This is a genomic window from Thiopseudomonas sp. SA1F2-1K (genome assembly GCF_057443035.1).
This window is the reverse complement of record NZ_CM172014.1, coordinates 651248-677625: the sequence shown is the minus strand read 5'-3', so window position 1 is coordinate 677625 and position 26378 is coordinate 651248. Positions and strand designations below refer to the sequence as shown.

The window sequence follows — 26378 nt, the reverse complement described above, 5'->3', positions numbered from 1 at the left end:
TGGGTTTTAACCTCTGACCATAAATTAATCGTTAGGAATCGTTGCAGTCGGTCGTTTTTTGCCGGTGCCAGATGGCATTGGCTATTTAGCTGACCTACCGCAAGACTTTTTCTAGTCAGTTAGTTTAAATACAGCCCGCTAATTGTATTAGCACTGTTTTAGTTAGGGGCATAAAGGATGCTTAACCGCCCCATTACGAAACGTAACCCCAAAAACTCCATTAACCGTGGAATCTTTAGCATGAGTACAGCAATCGAACAGACTGCTTATAACTACAAGGTCGTACGCCAGTTCGCCATAATGACGGTGGTCTGGGGCATTGTAGGAATGAGCATGGGCGTTCTGATCGCCGCGCAATTAGTGTGGCCAGAACTTAACTTTGATCTTCCTTGGACAAGCTTTGGACGTTTACGTCCATTGCATACTAACGCCGTAATTTTCGCCTTTGGTGGATGTGCGCTCTTTGCTACCTCATATTATGTGGTACAACGCACTTCACAAACTCGCTTATTCAGCGACAAACTGGCGTCCTTTACGTTCTGGGGCTGGCAAGCGGTTATTGTGCTTGCAGCTATTACGCTCCCTTTAGGCTACACCACCACTAAAGAATACGCTGAATTAGAGTGGCCAATCGCTATTCTGCTAGCGATTGTTTGGGTGAGCTACGGCATAGTCTTCTTTGGCACTATCGTCAAGCGTAAAACTTCGCACATTTATGTGGGTAACTGGTTCTACGGTGCGTTCATTATTGTGACCGCAATGCTACATATCGTGAACCACATTTCGATCCCTGTTACCTTCTTTAAATCTTACTCCATGTACTCTGGCGCTACAGATGCCATGGTTCAGTGGTGGTATGGTCACAACGCTGTAGGTTTCTTCCTGACCACCGGCTTCTTAGGCATGATGTACTACTTCGTACCTAAGCAAGCTAATCGTCCGATTTACTCCTACCGCCTGTCGATCGTGCACTTCTGGGCACTGATCACCCTTTACATTTGGGCCGGTCCGCACCACTTGCACTACACCGCACTGCCAGACTGGGCACAATCCTTAGGTATGGTAATGTCCTTGATTCTACTAGCGCCTTCATGGGGCGGTATGATCAACGGTATGATGACCCTCTCCGGTGCTTGGCATAAACTGCGCACGGATCCTATCTTACGTTTCTTAGTCGTTTCATTAGCTTTCTACGGTATGTCTACCTTCGAAGGCCCAATGATGGCTATCAAAACTGTAAACGCTCTGTCGCACTACACTGACTGGACCGTAGGTCACGTACACGCCGGTGCATTAGGTTGGGTAGCGATGATTTCTATCGGTTCGCTTTACCACTTAATCCCACGCGTTTTCGGTCGCACGCAAATGCATAGCGTTGGCTTAATTAACCTGCACTTCTGGTTAGCCACTATTGGTACCGTACTCTACATCGCCTCGATGTGGGTCAACGGTATTATGCAAGGTCTAATGTGGCGTGCCGTTAACGAAGATGGAACCCTGTCGTACTCATTCGTTCAAGCGCTTGAGTCCAGTCACTACGGTTTCATTGTTCGCATGATCGGCGGTGCCTTCTTCTTATTAGGTATGTTCTTCATGGCCTATAACACTTGGCGTACCGTGCGCTCAGCCTCACGTGAAGAAGCTGAAGCTGCTAGCCGTTTCACTGTAGAAGGAGCTCATTAATAATGTCTAAGCATGAACTTCTTGAAAAGAACATTGGTCTTCTGGCCTTTTTCATGGTGATCGCTGTCAGTATTGGTGGCCTCACCCAGATTGTTCCTTTGTTCTTCCAAGACGTAGTGAATGAGCCTGTGGAAGGTCTAAAGCCGTACACCGCACTACAACTTGAAGGCCGTGATATCTATATCCGTGAAGGTTGCGTTCAGTGCCACTCACAGATGATTCGTCCATTCCGCGCAGAAACTGAGCGTTATGGTCACTATTCTGTGGCTGGCGAAAGCGTGTATGAGCACCCATTCCTATGGGGTTCTAAGCGTACAGGTCCAGACTTAGCTCGTGTTGGTGGTCGTTACTCTGATGACTGGCACCGTGCGCACCTGTACAACCCACGTAACGTGGTACCTGAATCTAAAATGCCTGCTTACCCATGGCTTGTGGAAAACAAGTTAGATGGTAAAGACACAGTCGCCAAGATGAAAGCCATGCGCTGGTTAGGTGTTCCATACACCGATGAAGACATTGATGGCGCAGTAGCTAACGTAAAAGGCAAGACTGAGATGGAAGCCATTGTGGCTTACCTACAGGTACTTGGAACTTCAATTAAGAATAAACGGTAAGCATAAATGGAAATCGGAACTATTCGCGGCTTAGGCACGCTCATCGTCTTCATTGCGTTTGTCGGCCTTTTATACTGGGTTTTCGGTAAAAAGAAGTCGAGTTTTGAAGATGCGGCTAACTTACCCTTCGCTGACGAACAGTCCGATTCAGGTAAGCTAGACCAAGATACTTCCAGGAGCAAAAACCAATGACTTCTTTTTGGAGTGGTTATATTTCTGTATTAACCATCGGGACTTTGGTAGCCCTTATCTGGCTAATTTTTGCCACGCGTAAGGGACAAAGACCTGATGCTAACAACCATAAGCTCGGTCATGTGTATGACGGCATTGAAGAGTACGATAACCCTCTTCCACGCTGGTGGTTTATGTTGTTTGTGGCAACCTTCATCTTCACTGCGGGTTACCTCGTCCTTTACCCAGGTTTAGGTACTTGGAAAGGCGTGTTACCCGGTTACGAAGGTGGTTGGACTGCCGCCAAACAATGGGAAAAAGAAATGGCTAAAGCCGATGAGAAATACGGCCCTATCTTTGCTAAATATGCTGAGATGCCAATCACTGAAGTGGCAAAAGATGAGGAAGCGCTAAAAATGGGTGGTCGCCTATTTGCTTCTCACTGTGCGGTATGCCACGGTTCGGATGCCAAAGGTGCCTATGGTTTCCCTAACCTAACCGATGACGACTGGATCTGGGGCGGTCAGCCTGACGTGATTAAAACCACCATCCTCAAAGGCCGTAACGCAGTAATGCCTGGCTGGAAAGATGCGATTGGTGAAGATGGTGTGAAAAACGTAGCCGCTTATGTGCGCAGCTTTTCTGGCCTGAAGAACCCAGAAGGGGTTGACCTTGAAGCCGGTAAGCAAGTTTTCTCAACCACCTGTGTCGCTTGTCACGGTCCAGAAGGTAAAGGTATGCACGCTTTAGGCGCGCCTAACCTAACCGATGATATCTGGCTGTATGGCTCCAGCTTCGAGATGGTACAAAAAACCATCCGTGAGGGTCGTAACGGTCACATGCCTGCTCAAGAAGAGTTCTTAGGCAATGACAAAGTACACCTGTTAGCTGCTTACGTGTATAGCTTGTCTCAAGGTAATACTGAGAACTAAGTTACTGCGACATGCCGTCGCGCGCCGCACTCCAGTAGTCGGCGTATCATGTACAGGTAGTTACTTTTATTCTGGCCAGCGTTAAGCTGGCCAGATTGTTTTACAACACCGTGGTACTCCTGATGACTGATAAAATTCCCGTAAAAAACGTTACGCCAGAAGAGCATCAAGGCCCCGAGCTATATGCCAAGCGTAATGCTATCTACACCCGCTCATTTACTGGTTTATTCCGCAACGTCCGCATCAGTGCTGGCATCGTTTTATTTGTTTTATTTTTAGGCACCGTTTGGTTGCAATGGAATGGTCGCCAAGCCGTTTGGTGGAACCTTCCCGAGCGCAAATTTTATATTTTTGGCGCTACCTTCTGGCCACAAGACTTTGTGCTCTTGGCTTGGCTACTGATCATTTGTGCTTTTGGCCTATTTTTTATTACTGTGTTTGCCGGCCGTGTCTGGTGTGGCTATGCCTGCCCACAAAGCGTCTGGACCTGGATTTTTATGTGGGTGGAAAAGATCACTGAAGGTGATCGCAACCAACGCATGAAGCTCGATAAAGCACCAATGTCGGCCAATAAATTCCTGCGCAAATTCGCTAAGCATAGCCTTTGGCTGTTAATTGGCTTAGGCACGGGCTTAACCTTTGTCGGTTACTTTACGCCGATCCGAGAACTGCCCAAAGATTTGCTCACTGGACAAGCCAGTGGCTGGGCCTATTTCTGGGTTAGTTTTTTCACCTTCTTTACCTACTTATTTGCTGGCTGGTTACGCGAACAAGTATGTATTTATATGTGTCCCTACTCACGCTTCCAAAGCGTCATGTTTGACAAAGACACGCTGATTGTTTCCTATGATGAAGCCCGTGGTGAAAAACGTGGCCCGCGGAAAAAAGGGGCTGATTACCAAGCTCAAGGCTTAGGTGACTGTATCGACTGTAAGCTATGCGTACACGTCTGCCCTACGGGTATTGATATTCGAGATGGCCTGCAAATTGCCTGCATTGGTTGCGCCGCTTGTGTCGATGCCTGTGACAGCATCATGGAGAAAATGGGCTACGAGCCCGGTTTAGTCAGCTACACAACTGAACACAACCTGTCGGGTAAGAAGACTAAAGTGCTGCGCCCACGCTTAATTGGGTATGCTCTCGCCCTCACCGCCATGGCGAGCTTGTTTACCTACACCGTAATCAACCGCCCACTGGTTGAGTTTAACGTAATTAAAGACCGCACCCAGTTCCGTGAAAATCGTCAGGGCCGGATCGAAAACGTTTATACTTTGGTGATTATTAACAAAGCCCAGGCTGAACACTCATTTAAAATTACCGCAGAAGGCTTACCTGGCATTCAGTTAGAAGGTCGCAGTAGTGTAAAAGCTGCTGAAGGTGAACTCCTTTCAGTGCCGGTATCTATTTCGGTAGCTCCGGAAGACCTGCCTTCAAGCGCTAATGAAATTACATTCCACGTTGAAGCGGAAGACGACGCCACAATTAAGCGCAGCACCAGCAGCCGCTTTTTAGGGCCAGCCGTTCTCCGTTAGTTAAAGAGGTAAGTATGCAACAGTCCGATCAGACCAAATCCACTTGGTACAAAGAGCCTTGGGTGTGGTTTATCCTAGGGTTACTCAGCACCTCCGTTGTACTCGGACTGTCGCTGCTATTTATCTCGCTAAAAAACCCACCCAGCCTAGTAGTCGATAACTACTATGATGCGGGTAAAGGAATTAACCGCTCGCTCGAGCGTGAATCCTTAGCTACTAGCTTGAAGATTCAAGCAGAACTGACGTTAGATCAAGAGCGCGGCGAAGCCTTACTTACCCTTGAAGGGGAAAGCCAGCCGCCCTATTTAGAGCTGACCTTGATTTCCCCTACCCAGCCTGAACGTGATCGGCGCATCGTGTTGCAAGCATTACCTGATCAGCCCGGTCTGTATCGTGGCTTATTAGCAGACGATGATGTAACGGGACGCCGTATGGTTGAAGTTTTGGGTAAAGAACAAGAAGCCACTTGGCGTCTATTTGAAGAAGAGAACGTTACCTTCTCGAGTAAAATTTTGTTAGGCGAAGAGTAACCGCGTGCGCCTACCCTTTGACTTAGTTGCATGACCACCACGCCATCCTGCTACCACTGTGGGCTGCCGATTCCAGCTCACAGTGATTTTCATTACCCCGTTTTGCAACAAGAGCGCCAATTCTGCTGCCTTGGCTGTCAAGGTGTGGCTACAGCCATTGTTGAAAATGGACTCGAAAGCTATTACCAGCATCGCAGTGAACCTTCAGCTAACCCCGAAACTTTGCCAGCCGTCATTCCTGATGAATTATTGCTCCTTGATCGCGCTGATTTACAACAAAGTTTTGTGCAACACTCAGGCGACTTAAGTGAAGCCCAATTACTGATTGAAGGCATCAGCTGCGCAGCTTGTGGGTGGCTAATTGAAAAACATCTGCGCGAAGAATCGAGTGTGGCTGAAGCACGGCTCAATGTCTCAAATCACAGGCTACATATTCGCTGGAATCAACAGCAAGTCCCCCTCTCGACGCTGCTGCAAAAGATTCATCAAATTGGTTATGTGGCCCATCCATGGCAAGCAGATACCGCAACTGAGCGCATGGCAGCAGAAAATAAACGTTCATTACGTAAAGTCGGTGTCGCAGGTTTACTGTGGATGCAGGTGATGATGGCCACTATGGCGACTTGGCCTGAGTTTAATATTGACCTGTCCGCAGGTTTTGACACTATTTTACGCTGGACCAGTTTAATTCTTACCACACCTATTGTTTTTTATTGCAGTAGTGAGTTTTTCTTAGGCGCTTGGCGTGATATTAAAACCCGTCACCTCACCATGGATGTTTCGGTATCACTGGCAATTGGTGGCGCTTATCTTGCTGGTATTTGGTCCACCTTAACGGGGCAAGGCGAGTTATATTTTGATGCCTGCGGTATGTTTGCGCTATTTTTATTATCTGGCCGTTACTTAGAAAAACGGGCCCGCGAGCGCACCTCTGCCGCCACCGCACAGCTGGTTAATCTGCTGCCCACCTCGTGTTTACGACTCGATGAAAACCAACAAACCCAACGGGTATTACTGAAAGAGTTAGCCATTGATGACCGTGTCATTATTCCTCCAGGCCACCTAATTCCTGCCGATGGCGTCATTATCGAAGGCCAGTCCAGTATTGATGAGTCGTTACTGACTGGCGAATATTTGCCCCTGCCTAAACAAGCTGGCGAAGCAGTCACTGCGGGCACTTTAAATGTTGAAGGGCCACTGACTGTGATGGTTAAAGCACTCGGTGATAACACTCGGCTGTCAGCGATTGTGCGCCTTCTAGAGCGCGCCCAAAGTGCCAAACCTAAAATTGCTGAGTTAGCTGATCGCTTTGCCCAGTGGTTCTTAATTTGTGTACTTTTAATTGCGCTCAGTGTGGGTTTAATCTGGCTACAAATTGACAGCCAGCGGGCGTTTTGGGTGGTGTTGTCACTGCTGGTAGCGACCTGCCCCTGCGCCCTATCCTTGGCCACCCCGACCGCGCTGACCACCGCCACTGGCACCCTGCATAAGCTCGGCTTGTTACTCACCCGCGGCCATGTGCTAGAAGGGTTAAAGCACATTGATACGGTGATCTTTGATAAAACCGGCACCTTAACTGAGGGCAAACTCAAGCTGGCAGAGATCCATCCTCTTGGCGAGTATTCACAGCAACAAGTCATTGCCATAGCAGCGGCCCTTGAAAGTCAATCAGAACACCCTATTGCCCGCGCCTTTGGTCGCTCAGCGCTTAATGCAGAGCAGGTCACCAGTTTTCCAGGATTAGGCTTAGAAGGTCAGATTAATGGCCAAACCTATCGCATTGGCCGCGCTGACTTTGTCAGCGAATTAAGTCAGCAAACACCGCCATTGACCTTACACAGTGAAGGTCAATGGCTGCTATTAGGCGATGAACGTCAGGTCTTGGCATGGTTTGTATTAAATGATCAACTGCGTGAAGACGCTCAACAACTGATTGATGCTTGCCATCAACAAGGTTGGAACACCTACTTACTATCGGGTGATAGCTCACCGATGGTGGCTAAAATTGCCGAACAATTAGGCATCAAGCATGCTCAAGCAGGTTTAACACCAGCACAAAAACTGGCGGTATTGGAACAGTTGCACAGTCAAGGGCAGCGTGTCTTGATGCTCGGAGATGGAGTGAATGATGTGCCGGTACTGGCCGCTGCCGATATCAGTATCGCCATGGGTAGCGCCACTGACCTAGCCAAAACCAGTGCTGATGCCATTTTACTCTCCAACCGCCTTAGCACCTTAGTCGATGCCTTAACGGTGGCGAAAAAAACCCGCCGCATAATTATTGAAAACCTCGGCTGGGCAACCCTGTACAATGGGCTGGTGATTCCTTTTGCTGCTGTGGGCTGGGTAACGCCTTTTTGGGCAGCCATCGGAATGTCTGTTAGCTCATTACTGGTTGTGTTAAATGCGCTACGTTTAACTCGCATTCAAACCACTTAGGAGACATTATGATTGCGCTCTATGTCATGGTCGCAGCCGCAGTAATTATTGTTGCAGTGGTGATTCGGCTGTTTTTTTGGGCGGTCGATAATGGCCAATACGAAGACTTAGATGGCCCCGCCCATAGCATTTTATTTGATGACGAAGACCCCAAACACACCCAAGCCAATGCCTCGCTTAATCACTCTAATGAGCAAGCGGCGAAGCATAAAACGGTTACGAAAGAGTAATTTTCATGCTGAGCCTACCGTTAATCGCTTCAGCTCTCATCATTGGTTTATTAGGTGCCGGCCACTGTATTGGCATGTGCGGTGGTTTAATGGGAGCATTAACCATGGCCATTCCTCCCGAGCACAAAGCTCAACGCTTTAAGCTGTTACTGGGTTATAACCTCGGTCGTGTGAGCAGCTACGGTATCGCTGGCGTGCTTTTTGGTCTAGGTGGCTGGGCACTACAAAATAGTCCTTTGGCTTTAGGGCTGCGTATCTTTGCCGCTTTATTACTCATTGCCATGGGCTTATATTTAGCCGGCTGGTGGTTTGGTTTAAATCGCCTTGAGCGCGCAGGACAACACCTTTGGCGCTATATTCAACCCCTAACCAAACGTTTATTACCTGTAACCAGCTTACCTAAAGCAATTCTCCTTGGCGCATTATGGGGCTGGCTGCCATGTGGCTTGGTGTATAGCACCTTAATTTGGTCAGCCAGCCAAGGTAATGCGCTACATAGTGGCTTATTAATGGTGCTATTTGGCTTAGGTACCTGGCCGGTATTAATTATTTCTGGACTTGCTGCTGAACAATTAAAGCAATTTTTACAACGCCAAGCGGTGCGTATTTTCAGTGGCTTACTGTTAATTCTATTTGGTCTTTGGACCCTGCCCGGCCCACATCAAATGTGGTTGATGGGCCATTAAAGCTGACACATATCAACAAATAATAGAACGCTAGCCCCCAGCAGCGGGCGGACTAATGACGCTTGATGCAAATCAACAAGGGCCGACCAAGGCTTGATTACTGTTGCCTGACTTCAAATAACAACAGCAGCAGAGTGTTGATCTATGCAGTCTTTATTTTCTTGGATGACGTCTAAGACTAAGCCACGCTTAGCCATTGCCAAAGCCTCTCATTCCCCCCACTCGTTGGCGCTCTACCGTGCACTGCGCAATACTCGTGATACCCAGCATCCGATTAGCTTACAAATTTACTTGCCTAGCTGCCAAACCCCGTGCTCCTGCTGTACTACCACTACACCACGCGTGGCTTCACTTGCTTCTAGCCATGACTATCTGCAAGCGCTAAAAAACGAACTAACCTTAATCGCCAGTCAGCTCAGCCAGCATAATGTAATCAAACAGTTAGAAGTACATGGCTCCAGTCACTTTCTATCTCTCGCGCAACTCGGTGAGTTAATGAATTTTATCGAGCAGAAGCTGTGCCTACAGACCGATTTTTTTAATGATTACCACATCACCTTAGATCCTGCCCGTTATGACTGGGGCGATATTTCTAAGTTGCACCAGATCGGCTTTAACCATGTCACCCTTGGTATTAATTTAAATGATCACTCTGGGTTAAACCCGCTACGCCATGTCCGACGCTTAATTGAAGCGGCGCGTACTTTTCAGTTTCGTAGTATCGGCTGCCAGATTTTTTATCCCCAATACGATAGTAAACTAGAAAACTGGCAACCCCTACTGGATGAGTTGTCTTGGTTAATGCCTGATCGCCTGCAATTTATTGCCCAAACAGCAACGGCTAACGCTGAGTTGAGCGTCAGCCCTTATCTTTCTGGCGCACTCAGTACCTTTACCGCTGCCGACTATACCCACCTAGGCAATGGACAGTTCAGTTTAGGCGATGATGATCTAACCATTGCTTACGAAGAAGGCTTTTTAGCCCATGCTGAACAGGGCTATACCGCTCACCAGAAAAGTTATCAAATTGGGGTCGGAGTCGGAGCTGTTACCCGCATTCAACAGTTTGAAGGCGCTAACACTGCATCTATGGCCCATTATTTGGCTTTATCACTCACCCCACAGCTAAGTATTACTCGCACTCAGCCCCTAACTAGCGGCGAACAATACCAGGCAGATTTACAGCAAGCCTGGCTCTGCCAATATCAGTTGACACTGACTCAGTTACAGCACGCCTTTAGCCCTGCACAAAGTACGGCGTTTTATCAGTTAATGCAGCATCTTACGCTGCTCAGCGAAGCACAACTGGTAAACCTAACTGACCAGCGTTGCATGCTAACGGCAACTGGGCGGCTGATTGCCCTACCGCTTTGGCAATCCATTGCCGCTTACTTACCTGTGAACACCCACTAGTCTAATCAAAGCTTAGGGAGCCACTATCTGTTGCTCCCTAAAGTAATCCCCTACTCTTCATCATCTCCTCTTTTAACCCTGCTACGGAGCCGTTAAGCTAGCTGCATCTTTGTTAATTTATTAGGGTTTTATCATGCATAAAGCTGCCCTTTCGTTTTATACCCTGTGTTTAGCCAGTAGCTTAGTGCTCACTAGCCTGCCAGCTAGCGCGGCATCAATTAGCAGCCAGCGCAGTCTTTATACTCAAGCCAAAGCAGCCATGGATAAAAAAGATCCAACGGTGTATTTGGCCAATCAGCGCCAACTAAAAAACTATCCACTAACCCCTTATTTGGCTTATGAAGAACTCAGCTTGCGCCTAGATAGCGCCAGCACGCAAGAAGTAGAGCGTTTTTTAAAGGCGCACGATGATTTACCCCAAAGTCGTTGGCTGAAACTACGCTGGCTGCGTAATTTAGCGAAAAATTACGACTGGAAAACCTTTGATCGCTACTACTCAGCAGAGCTTAACTTTACCGAGCTGGACTGCCTAAGCGGTCAGTCCCATCTCTATCAAGGCCGTAAACAACAAGCCTTTGCCTTAGCTGACCAACTTTGGCTAAGTGGCCAATCGCAGCCCAATGCTTGCGATCCATTATTTGCAGCCTGGCAAGATGCTGGCTTACAAACTGAAGAGAAACGCTGGGAGCGGTTAAAGCTAGCGGTTCAAGCACGTAACTATGGGCTGGCTAATTACTTAGTTAAACAGCTCGCCTACAGCCACAATCAGGCACAATTACTGATTGCGGTAAGTAAAAATCCCGAGCGCCTCAATGACCGTGCTCAATTTGCCAGTAATCACCCACTGATGGGAGAAATTGTCTTAGCTAGCCTCACTCGCTTAGCCAGACAAAGCCCTGAAACCACTATCCCCTTACTCGCCGACTACAGCCGACAATTTAGCTTCTCCCCCGAGCAGCAACTCAGCGTCTCCCGTACCGTGGCTTTGACCCTAGCCAAGCGCTTTGATGCCCAAGCCCTACCCATCATGGCCACCTATGACCCCGAGCTAAAAGATGACAGCTTAACCGAATGGCGCACCCGACTTTTACTTAGGCTAGAGCGTTGGTCTGAGGCGCACCAATTAATTAAACGTTTTCCGCAACATCTGGCCGAGACCAATCGCTGGCGCTATTGGTTAGCCCGTACCGAACAGCTGGCCAATCCACGTAGCCAACAGATCACTCCGCTATTTAATGCCATTCCCCAAGAGCGGGATTTTTATAGTTTTCTCGCCGCAGATTTTTTACATCAACCCTATGTACTGACGCATATTCCCGTTAAAGCCAGTCAATCGACACTAAAAACGCTGGAGGCCTTACCTGGCACTCAGCGCGCGCAAGAGTTTTATGCCCGAGGTGAAGTGATTGATGCCAGACGCGAGTGGTATCACGTTGGCTCCCAACTGTCAGCCGAACAACTCAAAGCACAAGCGCAACTGGCGTTTAATATGAATTGGTATTTTCCTGCCATTCGCGGACTAGGCCTCGCCAAACACTTAGACGACTTAGTGATTCGCTTCCCTACTCCCTACAAAAGCAGCTTGATTCAATACGCCAAGGCCCAATCAATTAGCCCCAGCTGGGCTATGGCGATTACGCGCCAAGAAAGTGGTTTTATGGAAGATGCTCGCTCGCACGCCGGGGCTTTAGGCTTAATGCAATTAATGCCCGCTACTGCCCGTGAAACAGCAAAACGCTACCAAATCAATCTGCCCTCCAATGCCCAGGTGCTCAACCCCAGCACCAATATTCAGCTAGGTACTGCTTATTTAAATCAAGTGGCTAGCCAGTTTAATGGTAACCGAGTCTTGGCTTCTGCGGCCTATAACGCCGGCCCTGGACGAGTTCGCCAATGGCTACGTGGCGCTGAGCACTTACCCTATGATGTCTGGGCGGAAACCATTCCCTTTGATGAAACGCGCTTGTACGTACATAACGTGCTGACCTATGCGGTCATTTACGGGAAAAAGCTCAATATCCCTACCTCGGTGGTTGAACCCAGCGAGAAAATACTGCGCCTATAATGGCTCAGCCCTGGGCCTGACTTATTTTGGTCGCGCCCAGGGCTTAGATACCCAGCTAATAAGGCCTATCGCCCAAAATGGTTGCCCGATGCATTACTCGGTGATTGGGTAAATAATCCAAAACTGCATAATGCTGAGTAATGCGACGGCAATTAATCTGTAGCTTGAACGAGTAAAGCGCATAATTTATTATCTTTGGCTATATAATTTCAAATTTTCATAACCAAAGTTAAAGCAATCTAGTAAGCGCTCCAAATGATAAAATCATCAGTCGTTAGAGTTTTTTTCGTTTTACCCGTCAACTCCTGACTCACCACCTCTAGCTCTCAAATCACTCAGTAGATTTTACTGGTGGTAAAATCCGTCCTTCTTCATGTACCCAAAATAAGGTAGCGCCAGCCACAGCTGCTGGCATTGCCAGTAAGTTAAAAATGGGCACCATAATGGCCAAATAAGTAATGCCACCAAAACTTAAACTTTGTAAGCGCTTTGCCCGTAACCAATGCAGCATATCGTTCCAAGCCAGTTTGTTATTGTCCGCTGGGTAGTCAATGTACTGCACTGCCATCATCCAAATGTTAAACAGCAGCCATAGTGGTGCGGCTAAAATATTAACCCCAGGAATAAAAGATAAAATTAATAAGCCCAGCGCTCGTGGTAAAAAATACGCCAACTTACGCAGCTCCCGCGCCATGGTGCGTGGCACCATCGCCAGCAACTCAGCAGTATCAAAAGGCGGAAAATGATCTTCACCACGCTCGATTACTTCAACTTTTTCCGATAAAAAACTATTAAAAGGCGCGGCAATTAAATTGACCAAGGTGGTAAAGGTAAAAAAAATCACCAACACAATCAGTAATACAAAAATAGGCCACATCAGGTATTCAAGAAAGCTCAACCAACTGGGAATAGTCGCCATTAAGCGAGCAAGCCAGCTGTTAAAAAAATGCGTTGAGTAGTACACCATAGCAATAAAAAAGCTCAGGTTAATCAGCAGTGGAATCGCCACAAAGCGGCGCAAGCCGGGTTGTTTAATGTAGCTAAAGCCCCGTTTGAAATACTCAGGGCCACTTAGTACCGGTGTACTCATGGGTTTATCCTTATGCGGTTATAGCCTGCGACAATCGGTATCAGCGCCTTTTTATCGATAAGCATTGGTGTAATCTAGAGGGCTAATTATGCCTGACTCCTGATTTTGTTAGAATAACTGCATGTACAGGCTTTAGCTGCGGTTTGTTACGGGAACGGTTAATACTTGCTTAACCTAAACGTTTAAGTATCAAAGCAAAAAGTGGATCAGCGACACATCATTAGTTATTAGCTGCTCCCTGCCCTAACGGCTGCAGCACTAGGATTTATCTTTATTTTTGGAGTGTTTTAATGTCTACAACTCGTCATGCACGTGTCATTATTTTAGGTTCAGGCCCTGCTGGCTATAGCGCGGCGGTCTATGCAGCTAGAGCAAACCTCAAACCACTACTGATTACTGGCCTGCAAGCTGGCGGCCAACTAACCACTACCACTGAAGTAGATAACTGGCCAGGAGACTTTGAAGGACTGACCGGTCCGGCTTTAATGGAGCGCATGCAAAAACACGCCGAACGTTTTGAAACAGAAATAGTTTTTGATCATATTCATACGGCGCAGCTACAAGAAAAGCCTTTTACTTTAATTGGTGATAGTGGCAGTTACACCTGTGATGCACTGATTATTGCCACCGGTGCCAGTGCCCGCTATTTAGGGCTACCTTCAGAAGAGCAATTTATGGGTAAAGGTGTTTCAGCTTGCGCTACCTGTGATGGTTTTTTCTATCGTGGGCAACAGGTGGCAGTGGTGGGTGGCGGGAATACAGCCGTCGAAGAAGCGCTGTATTTAGCCAACATCGCCGAAAAGGTCACCTTAATCCATCGTCGCGATACCTTCCGCGCAGAAAAAATTCTGCAAGACAAACTACAAGCCAAGGTTGCTGAAGGTAAAATTGAGTTAAAACTTAATGCTCAAGTAGAAGAAGTGCTGGGCGATAACCGTGGAGTTACCGGGGTGCGCTTACTAAATAATGATGGCAGTCATAGTGAGCTGAGCATTACTGGAATCTTTATTGCCATTGGCCACACCCCAAACACTGATATCTTCCAAGGCCAACTTGCAATGAAAGATAACTACTTGGTAGTCAAAAGCGGCCGCGAAGGTAACGCCACAGCAACCAGTATCGACGGTGTATTTGCCGCAGGCGATGTCGCAGATGATGTGTATCGTCAAGCCATCACCTCGGCCGGTGCTGGCTGTATGGCTGCGTTAGACGTAGAGCGCTACCTCGAAGGCAACTAATAACACAGAGTTTCAACCAGCGAACTAACTGCTCGCTGGTTGAAACTCTAGATTACTCGCCCTGCAGTTTGCGGTTATATTGAAAACGCCAGCGCGTATAGAGCATAGCACTCACAAATAACCCCACACTCAATAAGATCTCAATCATCCCTAGCCAAAAACGACTGGGATCTAGCGTCGCAACTACTCCTTTAATAAAGTACAGGTTAACAATAAAACACATCCAGGCATGGGCCCGTGCATTGCCCAGCAAAATTCCGGGCAAAACTATCGCCAGTGGCACTAATTCAATCAGCATAATGACCCAAGTACGGGCCCCATGCAGATTGGCATAAAACAAATTCCACACTGCCAATAAAACCACTAAACCTAGAACAAAGATAATGCTCAAGCGATGGCTTAGTTTAAGCCGTGGCTGCAGCCACTCTAGCGAAGGTAACGCTTTTTTAGCCTTAGCCATTTTATCGCTCCAACTGTCGGGCAAGATGCCCAACCCGCTCACCTAAGGTTTTACAGATAGCAATTTCATCTTGATCAAGCGCACGCTTAGAATCTGCTCCAGCTAAATGACTGGCGCCATAGGGTGTGCCACCCGCTTGCGTATTGAGTAAAGCCGGTTCACTGTAGGGCACCCCGGTAATTAACATGCCATGGTGCAGCAAAGGCAACATCATACTCAGCAGCGTTGTTTCCTGCCCGCCATGTAAGCTTGAGGTCGAAGTAAACACTGCCGCGGGCTTATTCACTAAAGCACCGGTCAGCCACAAACTACTGGTGCCGTCTAAAAAGTATTTAAGCGGCGCTGCCATATTACCGAACCGAGTCGGGCTGCCTAGCACCAAGCCTGCGCAATGCTGCAGATCTTCTAAGCTGGCATAAATATCGCCCTCTGCTGGAATACTCGGTGCCACCGCCTCACACTCTGTAGAAACAGCCGGCACTGTTCTAATTCGGGCTTCAATCCCTGCTTGTTCAATACCACGGGCAATGTATTTGGCCATTTCTGCGGTTGCCCCAAAGCGGCTGTAATACAACACTAAAACATAGGGCGTAGTCACGGCAAAATCTCCACAAAGTTTTCAGTGGGACGACCAATCACTGCGCGCTCACCAACCACTAAAATGGGGCGTTCAATCAGTTTAGGATGCGCCGCCATCGCTTGAATCAATTGCTGCTCCGATAACTCAAGATTGGCTAAATTAAGCTCTTGATAAATGGCTTCGCCTTTACGCATTAACTCCCGTGCACTCATGCCCAACTTACTTAATAGTTCAGTCAGCTGCGATTCGCTTAACGGCTGCTCAAGATATAGCACCACTTCTGGCGTGATCTGCCGTTCTGCAAGAAACTCAACGGCCGCCCGTGACTTACTGCAGCGTGGATTATGATACAAAATAATGTCGCTCATAGTGCCTCCTAAAGTGTGTTCTTAGCTTACGTAAAGGCTTAGTTAAATTGTTATAGCTATTCTACCGTTTAATCCGCTAAGGTGCCTCGCCCCTGAAGAAATTCGCCAATCGTTTTACACTATGCCTTCCCATCTAGCACTTATAGGATGACTTTTGGATGAAAAAGTTACTGCTCGGCTGCATAGCCTTACTGTTATCAGCCTGCATGCAACCTCTTGATATGGGTAACGATCAAACGGGTGAGCCCATTTTGGTGACTGATTTAGCCGGGCGCTGGCTGGTCATTAATTACTGGGCAGAATGGTGTGCACCTTGCCGGCGAGAAATTCCTCAACTCAACCAACTGGCTGACTCCTTAGCGGCCAGTAACGTCAAAGTATTTGGGGTTAATTATGATCAACTCCAAGGTGATTTTTTAAAGCAAGCCAGCGAGCAAATGGGCATTCAGTTTAGGGTTTTTCAAGAGGACCCCGCTGCTCGTTTTCGCCTAGAAGCGACGGATCGCTTGCCAGTCACTTACCTGATTCACCCTGATGGTGAAACCATTGCTCGTTTATTGGGTGAGCAAACAGCCGAGCAAATTATCGAGGCCTTAGTTCGCATGGGCTGGAGCAGAAAACCGGAATAACGGCTATTTATGCTTTTCTCTAGCCCTACAGCGGGTGCTCGACTACAATCAGCATCTACATTCAATTTTCAAACCACTAGGTAGCATTACATGTCTTTTTCTGAGCAACTAAACCAACTGCAAGTTTTTCTAGACGCCGACGACCTGCATGATGAAGCGCTCGATTTTATGGCGTCTAATGGCTACTTAACCGCCTTGTGCATTTCTCCGGTAAAGATGCCGCAACGAGAATGGATTGATGAGCTATTTGCTGAAGAACCCGCTTATCAAGATGCCAATGAGAAAGCCCAAATTGAAGATGCGTTAGTTCAGCTAAAAAATCAGATTGCGCGTCAACTAGCCAGCGATGACGATATGGAGTTGCCGTGCGAGCTGTATCTTGGCGACGACCCAGATCTCAGTGACCTGCGCAGCTGGTGCATTGGCTTTATGGAGGGCGTGTTTATGGAAGAACAAGCATGGTTTGCTAAATCAGAAGATGAAGTCAGTGAGCTCTTGCTCCCGATCATGGTCGCCTCTGGTTTATTTGATGATGAACCAGAGTTTGCCGATTTCTTAAAGGATGATGAGTTGGTTGACAGTATGATTGAGCAAATCCCTGAAATTTTAACTGCTTTGTTTTTACTGTTTAACGCGCCTGACGAGAAACCGGCCTTGCTTAAACGATAAGCAATGAATCACTAGATTCACCTCTAAATATCTAATTAAAAAGCGGTAATCACCGCTTTTTAATTGATCGAGTGACGCTTTACTTAGACTTAGCTTTTATTGCTTGGTTTCTTGTCCATCCTGCTGTTGACTGCGTAATAATGCAGCCGCTATACCTGGGGTATTTTGCTGTTTTTCATAATCTAGCATGCTTTGTAAACGTTGATTACGTGTCGCGATCGCTTGTTCTTGCATTTGCTGCTGTTGATCTAACATCAAGTAATCCCGCAGTTTTTCCACATTGGCGCGATACTCTGGATTAGTAAACAACTTAGCTAAACGTTGCATAGGAACTACGCGCTTACGCTTAATTACCTCACAAGACTCCGCATTGGGGTTGACTGCTGAGTATTCCCAACTCGGCTTATAATCACTCGGCGCTTGACAGTTCCAAGCGGAAAACCGCTTTAGCACAGCGTCATATTGATCAGGGTTAAACGATAAGGCCTGATCGATGCGTGCCGCACTATTCACTGCTAAAAAATTCAGATAAGGCACAGGCGAGGCTTCACCCTTACCCGCTGGCGGATACTTATCAATATCAGATTCAGTGCGTAAAATTGCCGCATAAAATAGTAACCCTGCATCCTCTAAACGCTCTAACTTAAAGGCGGTATTAGCGGCAATATAGAGTTTTTCTAACTCTAAACGCTGAGCATTTTGCAGCACATAATTCACTTGTTGCTGCTGCTCGGCTTGAGATGCATTAAAGCTCGCAAAGGGCTGGGTTTTATCCCAGGCTAGAGGCGTAACTTTACTAGCTGATACTTTCTGCTCAGGAGCATTCTGGCTGTTACTGTCCTTGGTGCCAAACCCTGCGTTACAACCAGCAACGGCTAATGCCACTGCTAGCGAAAGTCCAGCATAACGTAATTTCTTCATAGTCCTTCCCTATTGCATTCTGTTGTGTAATTCGTACAGATAAAGGCTGTTTATAAGCATAAAAGTTCAGTTAAAACTCTGTAACCAAGCGCAAATCAAAGGATTATTTATGGTTTTTCAACCACAATTAACTCTGCAGTCGTGGGCTGCACTAACCGCTTAGTTAAGGCATGATTTTGTTCAGTTAAAGTTTTTACTTCATTACGTAGTTTACGATTACTCAAACGCAAACGACTAAGCGGTAACCAAGTAAATATCGGGCTTAAAATCAAGCCCAAAATTAGAGAAAAAGTGATATACAAAGCAACTGGTAATTCAGGTGTGCTGTATTTAAAGAGATGCACACTAACTGGCGCACGGTTCTCTAAGATAAATAAAATCACCACCGCTGCTAACAGCAGTGCCACCACTAACAAAATAACTTGTTTAAACTTTTTCATCATCCGTCCTATCTGCTCATTCTGCGCTAAAGGTTAGTTCACCACTGGCAGTATAGCAGCAGTGACTTTATGTTCGTCTGGCTTAGTCATTCACTCGCTCGCGTAATTCTTTGCCGGGCTTAAAGTGCGGCACGTACTTAGCCGCCAAAGGCACTCGCTCACCCGTTTTAGGGTTGCGCGCCATACGTGGGGCTCGATAATTTAATGAAAAACTACCAAACCCTCTCACTTCAATGCGCTCGCCTTGAGCTAACGTTTTTGACATCAACTCCAACAGTTCTTTAATCGCTTGATCCACATCACGCACCATTAAATGCGGATGCTGGTTAATAATCCGGTCAATTAATTCTGATTTAGTCATGACAGCCTCCATCTAGGATTGCACTAGGCCTTTGAGGTCAGCCTACTCTTGAGCACTCGGCACTGCTTGCTTAGCTTATAGCGATGCTTAGCCTCCTGAGTTAGTCATACAAAATACATTACAATTCAATTAGTTACTAGATTTAGTTAGCAGCTACAAAAACGCCCTGCATGGCAGGGCGCGGGTTATTCTAGTTAAGCTAAGGCACAGCCACTAGTAATAAGCGTTTTCACGATTAGAATGATCGGTTACATCACGCACCCCTTTAAGCTCTGGGATACGCTCAAGCAAGGTTTTTTCAATCCCTTCTTTAAGGGTAAAATCTGCCTGACCACAGCCCTGGCAACCGCCACCAAACTGTAAAATCACCACCCCATCCTCAATATCAATTAACTTTACCTGCCCACCATGACTAGCTAAACCGGGATTAATCTCGGTTTGCAAATAGTAATTAACTCGTTCAGTTAAAGGGCTATCATCATTAATCATTGGCACCTTAGCATTGGGTGCTTTAATGGTTAGCTGACCACCCATACGATCGCTGGCATAGTCAACCACCGCATCTTCTAAAAAAGTTTCACTGACGCCATCAATCCACGCGGTAAACTCAGCAAAAGCCATGGGTTTATCTTCTGGTTTTTGCTCACCAGGACGGCAATAGGCTAAGCAGGTTTCAGCATAAGGTGTGCCCGGCTGGGTAATAAAAATACGCACACCAATACCTGGGGTATTTTGATCTTTCAGTAAGTTAGCTAAATATTCTTGAGCTGACTCAGTAATTGTAATTTCACTCATCAATAAACCCTCTTAAACAATGCAGTTAGTGTACGCACTCTGCGTGCAAGAATAAAGACCCAGTAAATCACTCGGATTTAACTTAACTGAATCTGCGCAAAGCTATCCACTGTTGGGTAATCGCCCAATACACCGCCCTCACGGGCTAAGCCGTAAACCTGCATTCCTGCGGCAGTTGCAGCATCTAACTCTTGTACTACATCGGATAAAAATAAAATTTGCTCAGGTGCTACTCCAACTTGCTGACTAATGGCCAGATAGGATTCCACCTCACGCTTATGCCCTACGGTAGTATCAAAGTAACCCGAAAATAATGGCGTTAGATCACCGGCCACAGAGCAACCAAAAATTAATTTTTGCGCTTGTACTGAGCCAGAAGAGTAAACATAAAGTGGGTACCCTTGAGTATGCCAAGCACGCAATTGCTGTACCGCATCGGGATACACATGGCCTTTAATTTCCCCTGATAAATACCCTTGCTGCCAGACCATGCCTTGCAATGCTTTTAACGCCGTGCTTTTAACGTCTTGCTCAATCCACTCCAGCAGTAGCTCGGTCACCCTTGCTAAATCAGCTTCAGGCTCTTTGGCCTCGATTCGGACTGCTTGAATCTGTTGCGCCACTTCTACTGTTTGCTGATGACTCTGCAAAAAAACAGGTAAATGCTGTTTAGCGTAAGGAAATAACACCTCAAACACAAAGCTCACCGCACTGGTGGTGCCTTCAATATCGGTGACAATGGCTTTAATGGTCATAAAAAATCCTCAAGCCGCGGAAACTCATCGGCAATCGCATCACCGCTAAAGTTAGCCACCCAACCCTCTGGATTATTAAATAAGCGCACCGCCACAAAGTGCGGCCGCTCGCCCATATCAAACCAATGCTTAACTCCAGCCGGCACTGAAATCAGATCACCACGGCGACACAGCACCACATACACTAAGTCTGCAATATGCAAACTAAATAAGCCTTGGCCGGCCACAAAAAACCGTACTTCATCTTCTGCGTGCTGATGCTCGCTTAAAAACTTTTGACGTAAGGCTTCACGCTCTGGATGCTTTTCATCCATGCTAATTACATCAACAGTTTGATAGCCTTGCTCTTGCTGCAAGCGCTGAATCGGCTCGGCATAAGCGGCTAATACTGCTGTCGGCTCAGCTCCAGCCTGAATAGTTGAAACCGTCTGCCACTGCTCAAAGCGAACCCCCACCTTACCCAGCTCGACTTGAATATCTTCTAGATGATTGAGCAGTTTAATTGGCTGAATGGGCTCATTCGGTAAATAAATAGCTAAGCAACTCATGCTAAATTCCTACTGTATAAATCATTAATTAACGCACGCTTCGTAGCTTTAGCTCACAAGCAAATAAAAATTCAAACGCTTCTAAGTGACGCAGCGTTTCTTGCATACTGGCCCCCCATGCATATAAACCATGACCACGGATTAGGTACCCAGGGCAGCTAGGCTCAGTCGCTAACCAAGCAGCCACTTGCTGAGCTAGCTCTGGAATCGTTTGATTATTTTCAAAAATTGGCAGGTAAAGGGTTGATTCATGGGTCGTGATCCCGTGGAAGGCTTTTTGCAGCTCATAGCCCTCTAATAGCAGTTGATTACCCTGTTCTAACCGAGAAAGCACTGTGGCATTCACCGAATGGGTATGTAACACCGCCATAATTTCTGGCTGCCACTGATAAAGCTGGGTATGCAGCAAGGTTTCGGCCGAAGGTTTTTTGCCCGGCTCTAAACTTACGCCCTGCCAATCCACCGCCAGCAAATCATCGGCAGTTAATTGGCCTTTATGCTTACCAGAAACCGTTAGCAGTGCTTGCTCTGAGTTAATCCGATGCGAGTAATTACTGCTAGTGGCCGGCGACCAGCCCTGCTGATACAAAAAGTGACCGGCCTCAATCAATGCTTGAGCCATGGCTTCACGGGTTATTAATCGACTCACAAGTCGGCTCCTGTGGTAAAAAGCGCAGCGCCAGCCCAACGGCCAGCAGCGCGATAATAGCGGCAATGTAATAGGTAACGGTAGGGCCTAAGCTGCTCCAACTATAGCCCGCATATAATGCACCTAAAGCCGCCCCTGCACCTGAAGCAGACACATAAAAAGCTTGGGCCTGCCCTTGAAATGCCGTGGGCATATTTTTTTGAATGAACTGCATCGCCGCAACATGAAAGCTACCAAAGGTGGCCGCATGCATCAGTTGCGCAACTAATAACCAAGCAAGGTATTCAGCCGCTGTTCCTAAAATTAACCAGCGCACAGCGGCAATCGCCAAACTAGCAACTAATACTTGGCTTAGGTTAAAGCGACTCAGTAAGCGTGGCATCAACATAAAGATACCAATTTCTGCCAATACCCCTAATGACCAAAACCATCCTGCCCAAGCTCTTGGATAGTTTAACTGCTCTAAATACAAAGTTAAGAACGTATAGTAGGGGCCGTGCGACAGCTGCATTAACCCAATTAAACCGTAAAACGCCAAGTATTTAGGCTGCTGTAACTCGCGTAAAAAGTCTTTAAATGAGCTTCTTGCTGGATGGCGTGCTTCATTGGACTGCATCTTTGGTGGCTCTGGCACCAATAAACTGCTGAGGAAAATCCCCAGCATCACGCTAACCACCGTCAGCGGATAAATTCCCAGCCCTACTCCAGCGAACACATAGCCAAAGACAATTACAAATAACAAAAAGCCTACCGAGCCCCACAGCCGCAGCGAGCTATAACGCGCGGTGTCCGCTCCTAGGTGGCTAAAGGTGATGACCTCAAATTGCGGTAAAATCGCATGCCAGAAAAAAGCATGCCCCAGCATCACCAGGGCTAACCCATAATAATCTTGTCGAAAAAAAATCAGGCTAAAAAAAACTAAGGTACAAGCAGCCCCAACCCGCACAATCAGCAAGCGTTGCCCTGTCTTATCACCAAGCCAGCCCCATAGATTAGGCGCTAAACAGCGCATCAACATCGGGATAGCCACTAATTCTCCGATGCGCTCGGGACTAAACTCAAGGTAATCGAGGTACAGTGGCAGAAAAGGTGCAGTGGCGCCTAATAAAGCAAAATAAAAGAAATAAAAGCTTGATAGGCGCCAATACGGCAACTCAGGCTGGGCCATTGACTAATTATTGCTGAGTTAAAATGGGAGTACTCACCTGCACTTCGGCGTTTTGCCCGCGTTGACGCAGTAAGTGATCCATTAACGTAATTGCCATCATTGCCTCAGCAATAGGCGTCGCCCGGATCCCTACACAAGGATCATGCCGACCTTTAGTAATCATCTCGACTGGTTCACCGTCTTTGGTGATGGTGCGGCCTGGCGTAGTAATACTTGAGGTTGGCTTAAGGGCTAAATGTGCAACAATCGGTTGCCCTGAAGAAATGCCGCCTAAAATGCCACCGGCATGGTTGGTGACAAAGCCTGCAGGCGTCAGCTCATCACGGTGCTCGGTGCCACGCTGGGAAACACTGGCAAAGCCATCACCAATCTCAACACCTTTTACTGCATTAATGCTCATCAAACTGTGGGCTAGCTCAGCATCTAAGCGATCAAACACTGGCTCACCAAGCCCAGGCTTGACCCCTTCAGCAACCACAGTAATCTTTGCTCCCACGGAGTCCTGATCACGGCGTAACTGCTCCATATAACGCTCAAGCTCAGGCACTAATTGAGCATTGGGACTAAAAAATGGGTTTTGCTCAACAAACTCCCAGCTTTGAAAAGGAATTTCAATTGGCCCTAACTGACTCATAAAGCCACGAATTTTAATCCCTTGGGTCGCTAGGTATTTTTTCGCAATCGCTCCTGCAGCCACACGCATCGCAGTTTCACGGGCACTACTGCGCCCACCACCACGATAATCACGCTCACCGTATTTATGATGATAGGTGTAATCAGCATGGGCTGGACGAAATAAATCTTTAATCGCTGAGTAGTCTTTAGACTTTTGATCGGTATTGCGAATCAGCAAACCAATTGGACAACCGGTGGTTTTACCCTCAAATACCCCTGATAAAATTTCCACACTATCGGCTTCATTGCGCTGAGTGGTATAGCGACTAGTACCGGGACGACGACGGTCTAAATCCAACTGCAAATCTTCAGTAGATAAAGGCAAGCCAGGCGGGCAACCATCCACAATTGCCACCAAAGCAGGCCCATGACTTTCACCGGCGGTGGTGACTGTAAACAACCGCCCAATACTATTACCCGACATACTCGCCGCTCCCCAATAAAATAGCGCCAGTATAGGTAACCCGTAGCAAAATAACTATATAAAAGCACGGATTAAGCCCAGAACGGCTAATGCTGAATCATTTGAACAATTTAATTCTACAACAGGCTTTCTTCACGCCCATCCATCATATTGCGCTTGAGTAACACATAGACTGCGCCAGCCCCGCCGTGCTTAGCTTGGCAGGAACAAAAAGCCAGCACCTGTGGATGCTGTCTTAGCCAGGTATTAACGTGGCTTTTTAGCATGGGTTTAGAGCCATCAAGCTTAGCCGCCTTACCATGGGTAATGCGCACACAACGCACTTCAAACTGCTTAGCTTCGGCTAAAAAATCCCACAACAACGTACGTGCTTGCTCAACGCGCATTCCATGCAAATCAATCCCCCCTTCAAAGGGAATCAAGCCGGCTTTTAAGCGCCGAAACTGGGCATCTTGCACCCCTTCGCGCTTCCAAAACAGCTCCTCTTCTGGGGTGACATCTAAAATAAACTGATCTGATAAACCATCCACCACCGTTACTTCGGTGGCCGTGAGCGCCCGCTGGCGGTTTAACTGAATATTTTGCCGATCTTGCTTAACTTTACCAGTATCGGCTTGATCCACCTTGATTCGACGTACGCCCCGCATTTGCTCGGCAAACAGAGAAAAATCATCATCACTCATAACCACGACCTTTTATTTCAGTGACGGCTATCTGCCTAAGTTCTTCAATTACAAACTAAAACGCCCCAGACAAGCCAGGGCGTTTTTAACTCTAACGAGTGAGATTACATTTTAGCAATCATCGCATCGCCAAACTCAGAGCAGGATAATAAAGTTGCATCATCCATTAAACGCTCGAAGTCGTAAGTTACCGTTTTCTCACCGATTGCACCGTTAATGCCTTTGATCACTAGATCAGCAGCTTCAGTCCAACCCATGTGACGCAGCATCATTTCTGCAGACAGAATCAATGAACCTGGGTTCACCTTATCTTGGCCCGCATACTTAGGCGCAGTACCGTGCGTTGCTTCAAACATTGCCACGTTATCAGACAGGTTAGCACCTGGCGCAATACCGATACCGCCTACTTCTGCTGCCAGTGCGTCAGAGAGGTAGTCACCGTTCAGGTTAAGGGTTGCAATCACATCGTACTCTGCTGGGCGCAGCAGAATTTGTTGTAGCATCGCATCGGCAATGGCGTCTTTAACGATAACATTTTTGCCAGTTTTTGGGTTCTTGAATTGCATCCAAGGGCCGCCATCTAGCAATTCTGCACCAAACTCATCGCGCGCTACTTCGTAACCCCACTCTTTGAAGGCACCTTCAGTGAACTTCATGATGTTACCTTTGTGCACGATGGTTAATGAATCACGATCATTGTCCACTACGTATTGCAGGGCTTGACGCACTAAGCGCTTAGTTCCTTGCTCAGAAACAGGCTTAATACCAATACCACAGCCTTCAGTGAAGCGGATTTTGGTCACGCCCATTTCTTCGGTTAAGAACTTGATTACTTTTTCTGCTTCTGGGGTACCCGCTTGCCACTCAACACCCGCGTAGATATCTTCTGAGTTTTCACGGAAGATCACCATATCTACATCTTGCGGACGCTTAACAGGGCTAGGTACACCGTCAAACCAGCGTACTGGACGCTGACACACGTACAGGTCTAACTGCTGACGTAATGCAACGTTTAATGAACGAATACCACCACCCACTGGTGTGGTTAACGGACCTTTGATTGATACAACGTAGTCACGTACTGCATCTAATGTTTCTTGTGGCAACCAAGTTTCTGAGTCGTAAACCTGAGTTGCTTTCTCACCCGCGTAAACTTCCATCCAAGAAATTTTACGCTGACCGTCGTACGCTTTTTCTACTGCAGCGTCGACCACTTTAATCATTACAGGGCTAATATCTACACCAATTCCGTCACCTTCGATGTATGGAATAATTGGATTATTCGGTACATTTAAGGACATATCGGCATTTACAGTGATTTTGTCACCGGCTGGCACTTGGATCTTTTGGTATCCCATGCTGGACTCCGTCTTTACGTGGTCGTTTACTGTCACGCGTATAGCCTGACAGATGAAATCTTGATCATGCAGTGTTCAGCTTTGCGTTGGCTAAACGCTGCTCCCTTAGCGTGTTACTTCAGTCAAAGCCTGTGTTTAAAGGATACATGCTTTATCTGTAGGACAAATGTAGTGATAAATTCTAAGCACTACATTTTTTCTAGCTTTTAACAGCGACTCATTATGCCATAGAGTCCAAATAAACTCTAAGGCTTAATCGACTTAGCATTTAG

Annotated in this window: 29 protein-coding genes and 1 pseudogene; 14 read left to right on the top strand and 16 right to left on the bottom strand. The window is 47.1% G+C overall.

Annotation, left to right across the window (positions count from 1 at the left end; all coding sequences use genetic code 11):
* Positions 1–240 precede the first annotated feature (240 nt).
* From ccoN to AC2T15_RS03160, 11 genes are all read left to right on the top strand, one after another.
* Entirely contained in the window at positions 241–1683 is a 1443-nt protein-coding gene (ccoN, locus tag AC2T15_RS03210; protein WP_053101886.1) for a cytochrome-c oxidase, cbb3-type subunit I, read from the top strand.
* 2 nt (positions 1684–1685) lie between these two features.
* Positions 1686–2297, top strand: a complete 612-nt coding sequence (gene ccoO / locus AC2T15_RS03205) for a cytochrome-c oxidase, cbb3-type subunit II (RefSeq protein ID WP_053099921.1) — start codon at positions 1686–1688, stop codon at positions 2295–2297.
* Positions 2298–2303: 6 nt separating this feature from the next.
* Entirely contained in the window at positions 2304–2489 is a 186-nt protein-coding gene (locus AC2T15_RS03200) for a CcoQ/FixQ family Cbb3-type cytochrome c oxidase assembly chaperone (protein WP_053099923.1), read from the top strand.
* Positions 2486–3400 (top strand): cytochrome-c oxidase, cbb3-type subunit III, encoded by a 915-nt coding sequence (gene ccoP, locus AC2T15_RS03195; RefSeq protein ID WP_286592862.1) that lies wholly within the window; start codon positions 2486–2488, stop codon positions 3398–3400. The genes AC2T15_RS03200 and ccoP overlap by 4 nt, the downstream gene beginning before the upstream one ends.
* Positions 3401–3522: 122 nt before the next feature.
* Complete coding sequence (ccoG, locus tag AC2T15_RS03190; RefSeq protein WP_053099927.1) at positions 3523–4932, top strand: cytochrome c oxidase accessory protein CcoG; 1410 nt, start codon at positions 3523–3525, stop codon at positions 4930–4932.
* A gap of 14 nt (positions 4933–4946) precedes the next feature.
* The gene (locus AC2T15_RS03185; protein ID WP_053102653.1) at positions 4947–5462 is read left to right on the top strand and encodes a FixH family protein; all 516 of its coding nucleotides are present in this window, start codon (positions 4947–4949) and stop codon (positions 5460–5462) included.
* Positions 5463–5492: 30 nt separating this feature from the next.
* Positions 5493–7901, top strand: coding sequence for a heavy metal translocating P-type ATPase (locus tag AC2T15_RS03180; protein WP_486778709.1), 2409 nt, complete (start codon positions 5493–5495; stop codon positions 7899–7901).
* Positions 7902–7909: 8 nt separating this feature from the next.
* Positions 7910–8131: a cbb3-type cytochrome oxidase assembly protein CcoS gene (ccoS, locus tag AC2T15_RS03175; RefSeq protein ID WP_053099932.1), complete on the top strand. Its 222-nt coding sequence runs from the start codon at positions 7910–7912 to the stop codon at positions 8129–8131.
* Positions 8132–8136: 5 nt separating this feature from the next.
* A complete protein-coding gene (locus AC2T15_RS03170) occupies positions 8137–8817 on the top strand; it encodes a sulfite exporter TauE/SafE family protein (RefSeq protein ID WP_053099934.1) in 681 nt (226 codons plus the stop codon).
* A gap of 144 nt (positions 8818–8961) precedes the next feature.
* Complete coding sequence (locus AC2T15_RS03165; RefSeq protein WP_486778708.1) at positions 8962–10230, top strand: oxygen-independent coproporphyrinogen III oxidase; 1269 nt, start codon at positions 8962–8964, stop codon at positions 10228–10230.
* Positions 10231–10363: 133 nt separating this feature from the next.
* A complete protein-coding gene (locus AC2T15_RS03160; RefSeq protein ID WP_486778707.1) occupies positions 10364–12295 on the top strand; it encodes a transglycosylase SLT domain-containing protein in 1932 nt (643 codons plus the stop codon).
* A gap of 55 nt (positions 12296–12350) precedes the next feature.
* Here the strand turns inward: AC2T15_RS03160 and AC2T15_RS03155 are convergent.
* A pseudogene (locus tag AC2T15_RS03155) lies at positions 12351–12440 on the bottom strand (taurine dioxygenase); the annotation flags it as partial.
* Positions 12441–12626: 186 nt separating this feature from the next.
* Complete coding sequence (gene cysZ / locus AC2T15_RS03150) at positions 12627–13385, bottom strand: sulfate transporter CysZ (protein WP_486778706.1); 759 nt, start codon at positions 13383–13385, stop codon at positions 12627–12629.
* Between the two features lie 290 nt (positions 13386–13675).
* Between cysZ and trxB the strand changes: the two genes are divergently transcribed.
* Positions 13676–14623 carry a thioredoxin-disulfide reductase gene (gene trxB, locus AC2T15_RS03145; protein ID WP_053099941.1) on the top strand — a complete coding sequence of 316 codons (948 nt, stop codon included), beginning with the start codon at positions 13676–13678 and terminating at the stop codon, positions 14621–14623.
* A 52-nt stretch (positions 14624–14675) separates the two neighbouring features.
* Here the strand turns inward: trxB and AC2T15_RS03140 are convergent, their stop codons facing one another.
* Genes AC2T15_RS03140 through arsC form a run of 3 tightly spaced genes read right to left on the bottom strand, consistent with a single transcriptional unit; the run spans position 14676 to position 16031 of the window.
* Complete coding sequence (locus AC2T15_RS03140) at positions 14676–15083, bottom strand: DUF2069 domain-containing protein (protein WP_053102663.1); 408 nt, start codon at positions 15081–15083, stop codon at positions 14676–14678.
* A gap of 1 nt (position 15084) precedes the next feature.
* The gene (gene wrbA, locus AC2T15_RS03135; RefSeq protein ID WP_053102664.1) at positions 15085–15681 is read right to left on the bottom strand and encodes an NAD(P)H:quinone oxidoreductase; all 597 of its coding nucleotides are present in this window, start codon (positions 15679–15681) and stop codon (positions 15085–15087) included.
* Complete coding sequence (arsC, locus tag AC2T15_RS03130; RefSeq protein WP_486778705.1) at positions 15678–16031, bottom strand: arsenate reductase (glutaredoxin); 354 nt, start codon at positions 16029–16031, stop codon at positions 15678–15680. Before arsC ends, wrbA begins: the two co-directional genes overlap by 4 nt.
* A gap of 158 nt (positions 16032–16189) precedes the next feature.
* Here arsC and AC2T15_RS03125 point away from each other — a divergent pair, with 158 nt between their 5' ends.
* Positions 16190–16660, top strand: coding sequence for a TlpA family protein disulfide reductase (locus tag AC2T15_RS03125; RefSeq protein ID WP_053102666.1), 471 nt, complete (start codon positions 16190–16192; stop codon positions 16658–16660).
* Between the two features lie 90 nt (positions 16661–16750).
* A complete protein-coding gene (locus tag AC2T15_RS03120) occupies positions 16751–17329 on the top strand; it encodes a YecA/YgfB family protein (RefSeq protein WP_053102667.1) in 579 nt (192 codons plus the stop codon).
* 96 nt (positions 17330–17425) lie between these two features.
* Here AC2T15_RS03120 and AC2T15_RS03115 read toward each other — a convergent pair whose 3' ends face one another.
* The 11 genes from AC2T15_RS03115 to icd form a co-directional block, all read right to left on the bottom strand.
* Positions 17426–18250, bottom strand: a complete 825-nt coding sequence (locus AC2T15_RS03115; RefSeq protein WP_053099970.1) for a hypothetical protein — start codon at positions 18248–18250, stop codon at positions 17426–17428.
* A gap of 107 nt (positions 18251–18357) precedes the next feature.
* The gene (locus tag AC2T15_RS03110; RefSeq protein ID WP_486778704.1) at positions 18358–18690 is read right to left on the bottom strand and encodes a LapA family protein; all 333 of its coding nucleotides are present in this window, start codon (positions 18688–18690) and stop codon (positions 18358–18360) included.
* An 82-nt stretch (positions 18691–18772) separates the two neighbouring features.
* Positions 18773–19051, bottom strand: coding sequence for an integration host factor subunit beta (locus tag AC2T15_RS03105; RefSeq protein ID WP_053099985.1), 279 nt, complete (start codon positions 19049–19051; stop codon positions 18773–18775).
* 213 nt (positions 19052–19264) lie between these two features.
* Positions 19265–19846, bottom strand: a complete 582-nt coding sequence (gene nfuA / locus AC2T15_RS03100) for a Fe-S biogenesis protein NfuA (protein WP_053099987.1) — start codon at positions 19844–19846, stop codon at positions 19265–19267.
* A 77-nt stretch (positions 19847–19923) separates the two neighbouring features.
* Positions 19924–20601, bottom strand: coding sequence for an acireductone synthase (gene mtnC / locus AC2T15_RS03095; RefSeq protein ID WP_053105872.1), 678 nt, complete (start codon positions 20599–20601; stop codon positions 19924–19926).
* A complete protein-coding gene (locus AC2T15_RS03090; RefSeq protein WP_486778703.1) occupies positions 20598–21149 on the bottom strand; it encodes a 1,2-dihydroxy-3-keto-5-methylthiopentene dioxygenase in 552 nt (183 codons plus the stop codon). Before AC2T15_RS03090 ends, mtnC begins: the two co-directional genes overlap by 4 nt.
* A 28-nt stretch (positions 21150–21177) precedes the next feature.
* Positions 21178–21771, bottom strand: a complete 594-nt coding sequence (locus AC2T15_RS03085; protein ID WP_486779005.1) for a methylthioribulose 1-phosphate dehydratase — start codon at positions 21769–21771, stop codon at positions 21178–21180.
* Positions 21772–21775: 4 nt separating this feature from the next.
* On the bottom strand, positions 21776–22966 hold the full coding sequence (locus AC2T15_RS03080; protein ID WP_486778702.1) for an MFS transporter: 1191 nt from the start codon (positions 22964–22966) through the stop codon (positions 21776–21778).
* Between the two features lie 7 nt (positions 22967–22973).
* A complete protein-coding gene (gene aroC, locus AC2T15_RS03075) occupies positions 22974–24065 on the bottom strand; it encodes a chorismate synthase (protein WP_486778701.1) in 1092 nt (363 codons plus the stop codon).
* Between the two features lie 116 nt (positions 24066–24181).
* Positions 24182–24748, bottom strand: coding sequence for a Smr/MutS family protein (locus AC2T15_RS03070; protein ID WP_286637688.1), 567 nt, complete (start codon positions 24746–24748; stop codon positions 24182–24184).
* Positions 24749–24852: 104 nt separating this feature from the next.
* A complete protein-coding gene (gene icd, locus AC2T15_RS03065; RefSeq protein WP_053100003.1) occupies positions 24853–26106 on the bottom strand; it encodes an NADP-dependent isocitrate dehydrogenase in 1254 nt (417 codons plus the stop codon).
* Between the last annotated feature and the right edge of the window lie 272 nt (positions 26107–26378).

Excerpts from the sequence above, each read along its gene's own strand:
- AC2T15_RS03080 (WP_486778702.1), bottom strand. The coding sequence starts at position 22,966 with ATGGCCCAGCCTGAGTTGCCGTATTGGCGCCTATCAAGCTTTTATTTC.
- AC2T15_RS03185 (WP_053102653.1), top strand. The coding sequence starts at position 4,947 with ATGCAACAGTCCGATCAGACCAAATCCACTTGGTACAAAGAGCCTTGG.
- AC2T15_RS03165 (WP_486778708.1), top strand. The coding sequence starts at position 8,962 with ATGCAGTCTTTATTTTCTTGGATGACGTCTAAGACTAAGCCACGCTTA.
- ccoS (WP_053099932.1), top strand. The coding sequence starts at position 7,910 with ATGATTGCGCTCTATGTCATGGTCGCAGCCGCAGTAATTATTGTTGCA.
- AC2T15_RS03160 (WP_486778707.1), top strand. The coding sequence starts at position 10,364 with ATGCATAAAGCTGCCCTTTCGTTTTATACCCTGTGTTTAGCCAGTAGC.
- AC2T15_RS03110 (WP_486778704.1), bottom strand. The coding sequence starts at position 18,690 with ATGAAAAAGTTTAAACAAGTTATTTTGTTAGTGGTGGCACTGCTGTTA.
- AC2T15_RS03170 (WP_053099934.1), top strand. The coding sequence starts at position 8,137 with ATGCTGAGCCTACCGTTAATCGCTTCAGCTCTCATCATTGGTTTATTA.
- mtnC (WP_053105872.1), bottom strand. The coding sequence starts at position 20,601 with ATGACCATTAAAGCCATTGTCACCGATATTGAAGGCACCACCAGTGCG.
- AC2T15_RS03200 (WP_053099923.1), top strand. The coding sequence starts at position 2,304 with ATGGAAATCGGAACTATTCGCGGCTTAGGCACGCTCATCGTCTTCATT.
- AC2T15_RS03090 (WP_486778703.1), bottom strand. The coding sequence starts at position 21,149 with ATGAGTTGCTTAGCTATTTATTTACCGAATGAGCCCATTCAGCCAATT.
- ccoO (WP_053099921.1), top strand. The coding sequence starts at position 1,686 with ATGTCTAAGCATGAACTTCTTGAAAAGAACATTGGTCTTCTGGCCTTT.
- AC2T15_RS03120 (WP_053102667.1), top strand. The coding sequence starts at position 16,751 with ATGTCTTTTTCTGAGCAACTAAACCAACTGCAAGTTTTTCTAGACGCC.
- ccoG (WP_053099927.1), top strand. The coding sequence starts at position 3,523 with ATGACTGATAAAATTCCCGTAAAAAACGTTACGCCAGAAGAGCATCAA.
- trxB (WP_053099941.1), top strand. The coding sequence starts at position 13,676 with ATGTCTACAACTCGTCATGCACGTGTCATTATTTTAGGTTCAGGCCCT.
- nfuA (WP_053099987.1), bottom strand. The coding sequence starts at position 19,846 with ATGAGTGAAATTACAATTACTGAGTCAGCTCAAGAATATTTAGCTAAC.
- AC2T15_RS03140 (WP_053102663.1), bottom strand. The coding sequence starts at position 15,083 with ATGGCTAAGGCTAAAAAAGCGTTACCTTCGCTAGAGTGGCTGCAGCCA.
- arsC (WP_486778705.1), bottom strand. The coding sequence starts at position 16,031 with ATGAGCGACATTATTTTGTATCATAATCCACGCTGCAGTAAGTCACGG.
- AC2T15_RS03115 (WP_053099970.1), bottom strand. The coding sequence starts at position 18,250 with ATGAAGAAATTACGTTATGCTGGACTTTCGCTAGCAGTGGCATTAGCC.
- AC2T15_RS03180 (WP_486778709.1), top strand. The coding sequence starts at position 5,493 with ATGACCACCACGCCATCCTGCTACCACTGTGGGCTGCCGATTCCAGCT.
- cysZ (WP_486778706.1), bottom strand. The coding sequence starts at position 13,385 with ATGAGTACACCGGTACTAAGTGGCCCTGAGTATTTCAAACGGGGCTTT.
- AC2T15_RS03085 (WP_486779005.1), bottom strand. The coding sequence starts at position 21,771 with ATGGCTCAAGCATTGATTGAGGCCGGTCACTTTTTGTATCAGCAGGGC.
- AC2T15_RS03105 (WP_053099985.1), bottom strand. The coding sequence starts at position 19,051 with ATGACTAAATCAGAATTAATTGACCGGATTATTAACCAGCATCCGCAT.
- ccoP (WP_286592862.1), top strand. The coding sequence starts at position 2,486 with ATGACTTCTTTTTGGAGTGGTTATATTTCTGTATTAACCATCGGGACT.
- aroC (WP_486778701.1), bottom strand. The coding sequence starts at position 24,065 with ATGTCGGGTAATAGTATTGGGCGGTTGTTTACAGTCACCACCGCCGGT.
- ccoN (WP_053101886.1), top strand. The coding sequence starts at position 241 with ATGAGTACAGCAATCGAACAGACTGCTTATAACTACAAGGTCGTACGC.
- AC2T15_RS03125 (WP_053102666.1), top strand. The coding sequence starts at position 16,190 with ATGAAAAAGTTACTGCTCGGCTGCATAGCCTTACTGTTATCAGCCTGC.
- icd (WP_053100003.1), bottom strand. The coding sequence starts at position 26,106 with ATGGGATACCAAAAGATCCAAGTGCCAGCCGGTGACAAAATCACTGTA.
- AC2T15_RS03070 (WP_286637688.1), bottom strand. The coding sequence starts at position 24,748 with ATGAGTGATGATGATTTTTCTCTGTTTGCCGAGCAAATGCGGGGCGTA.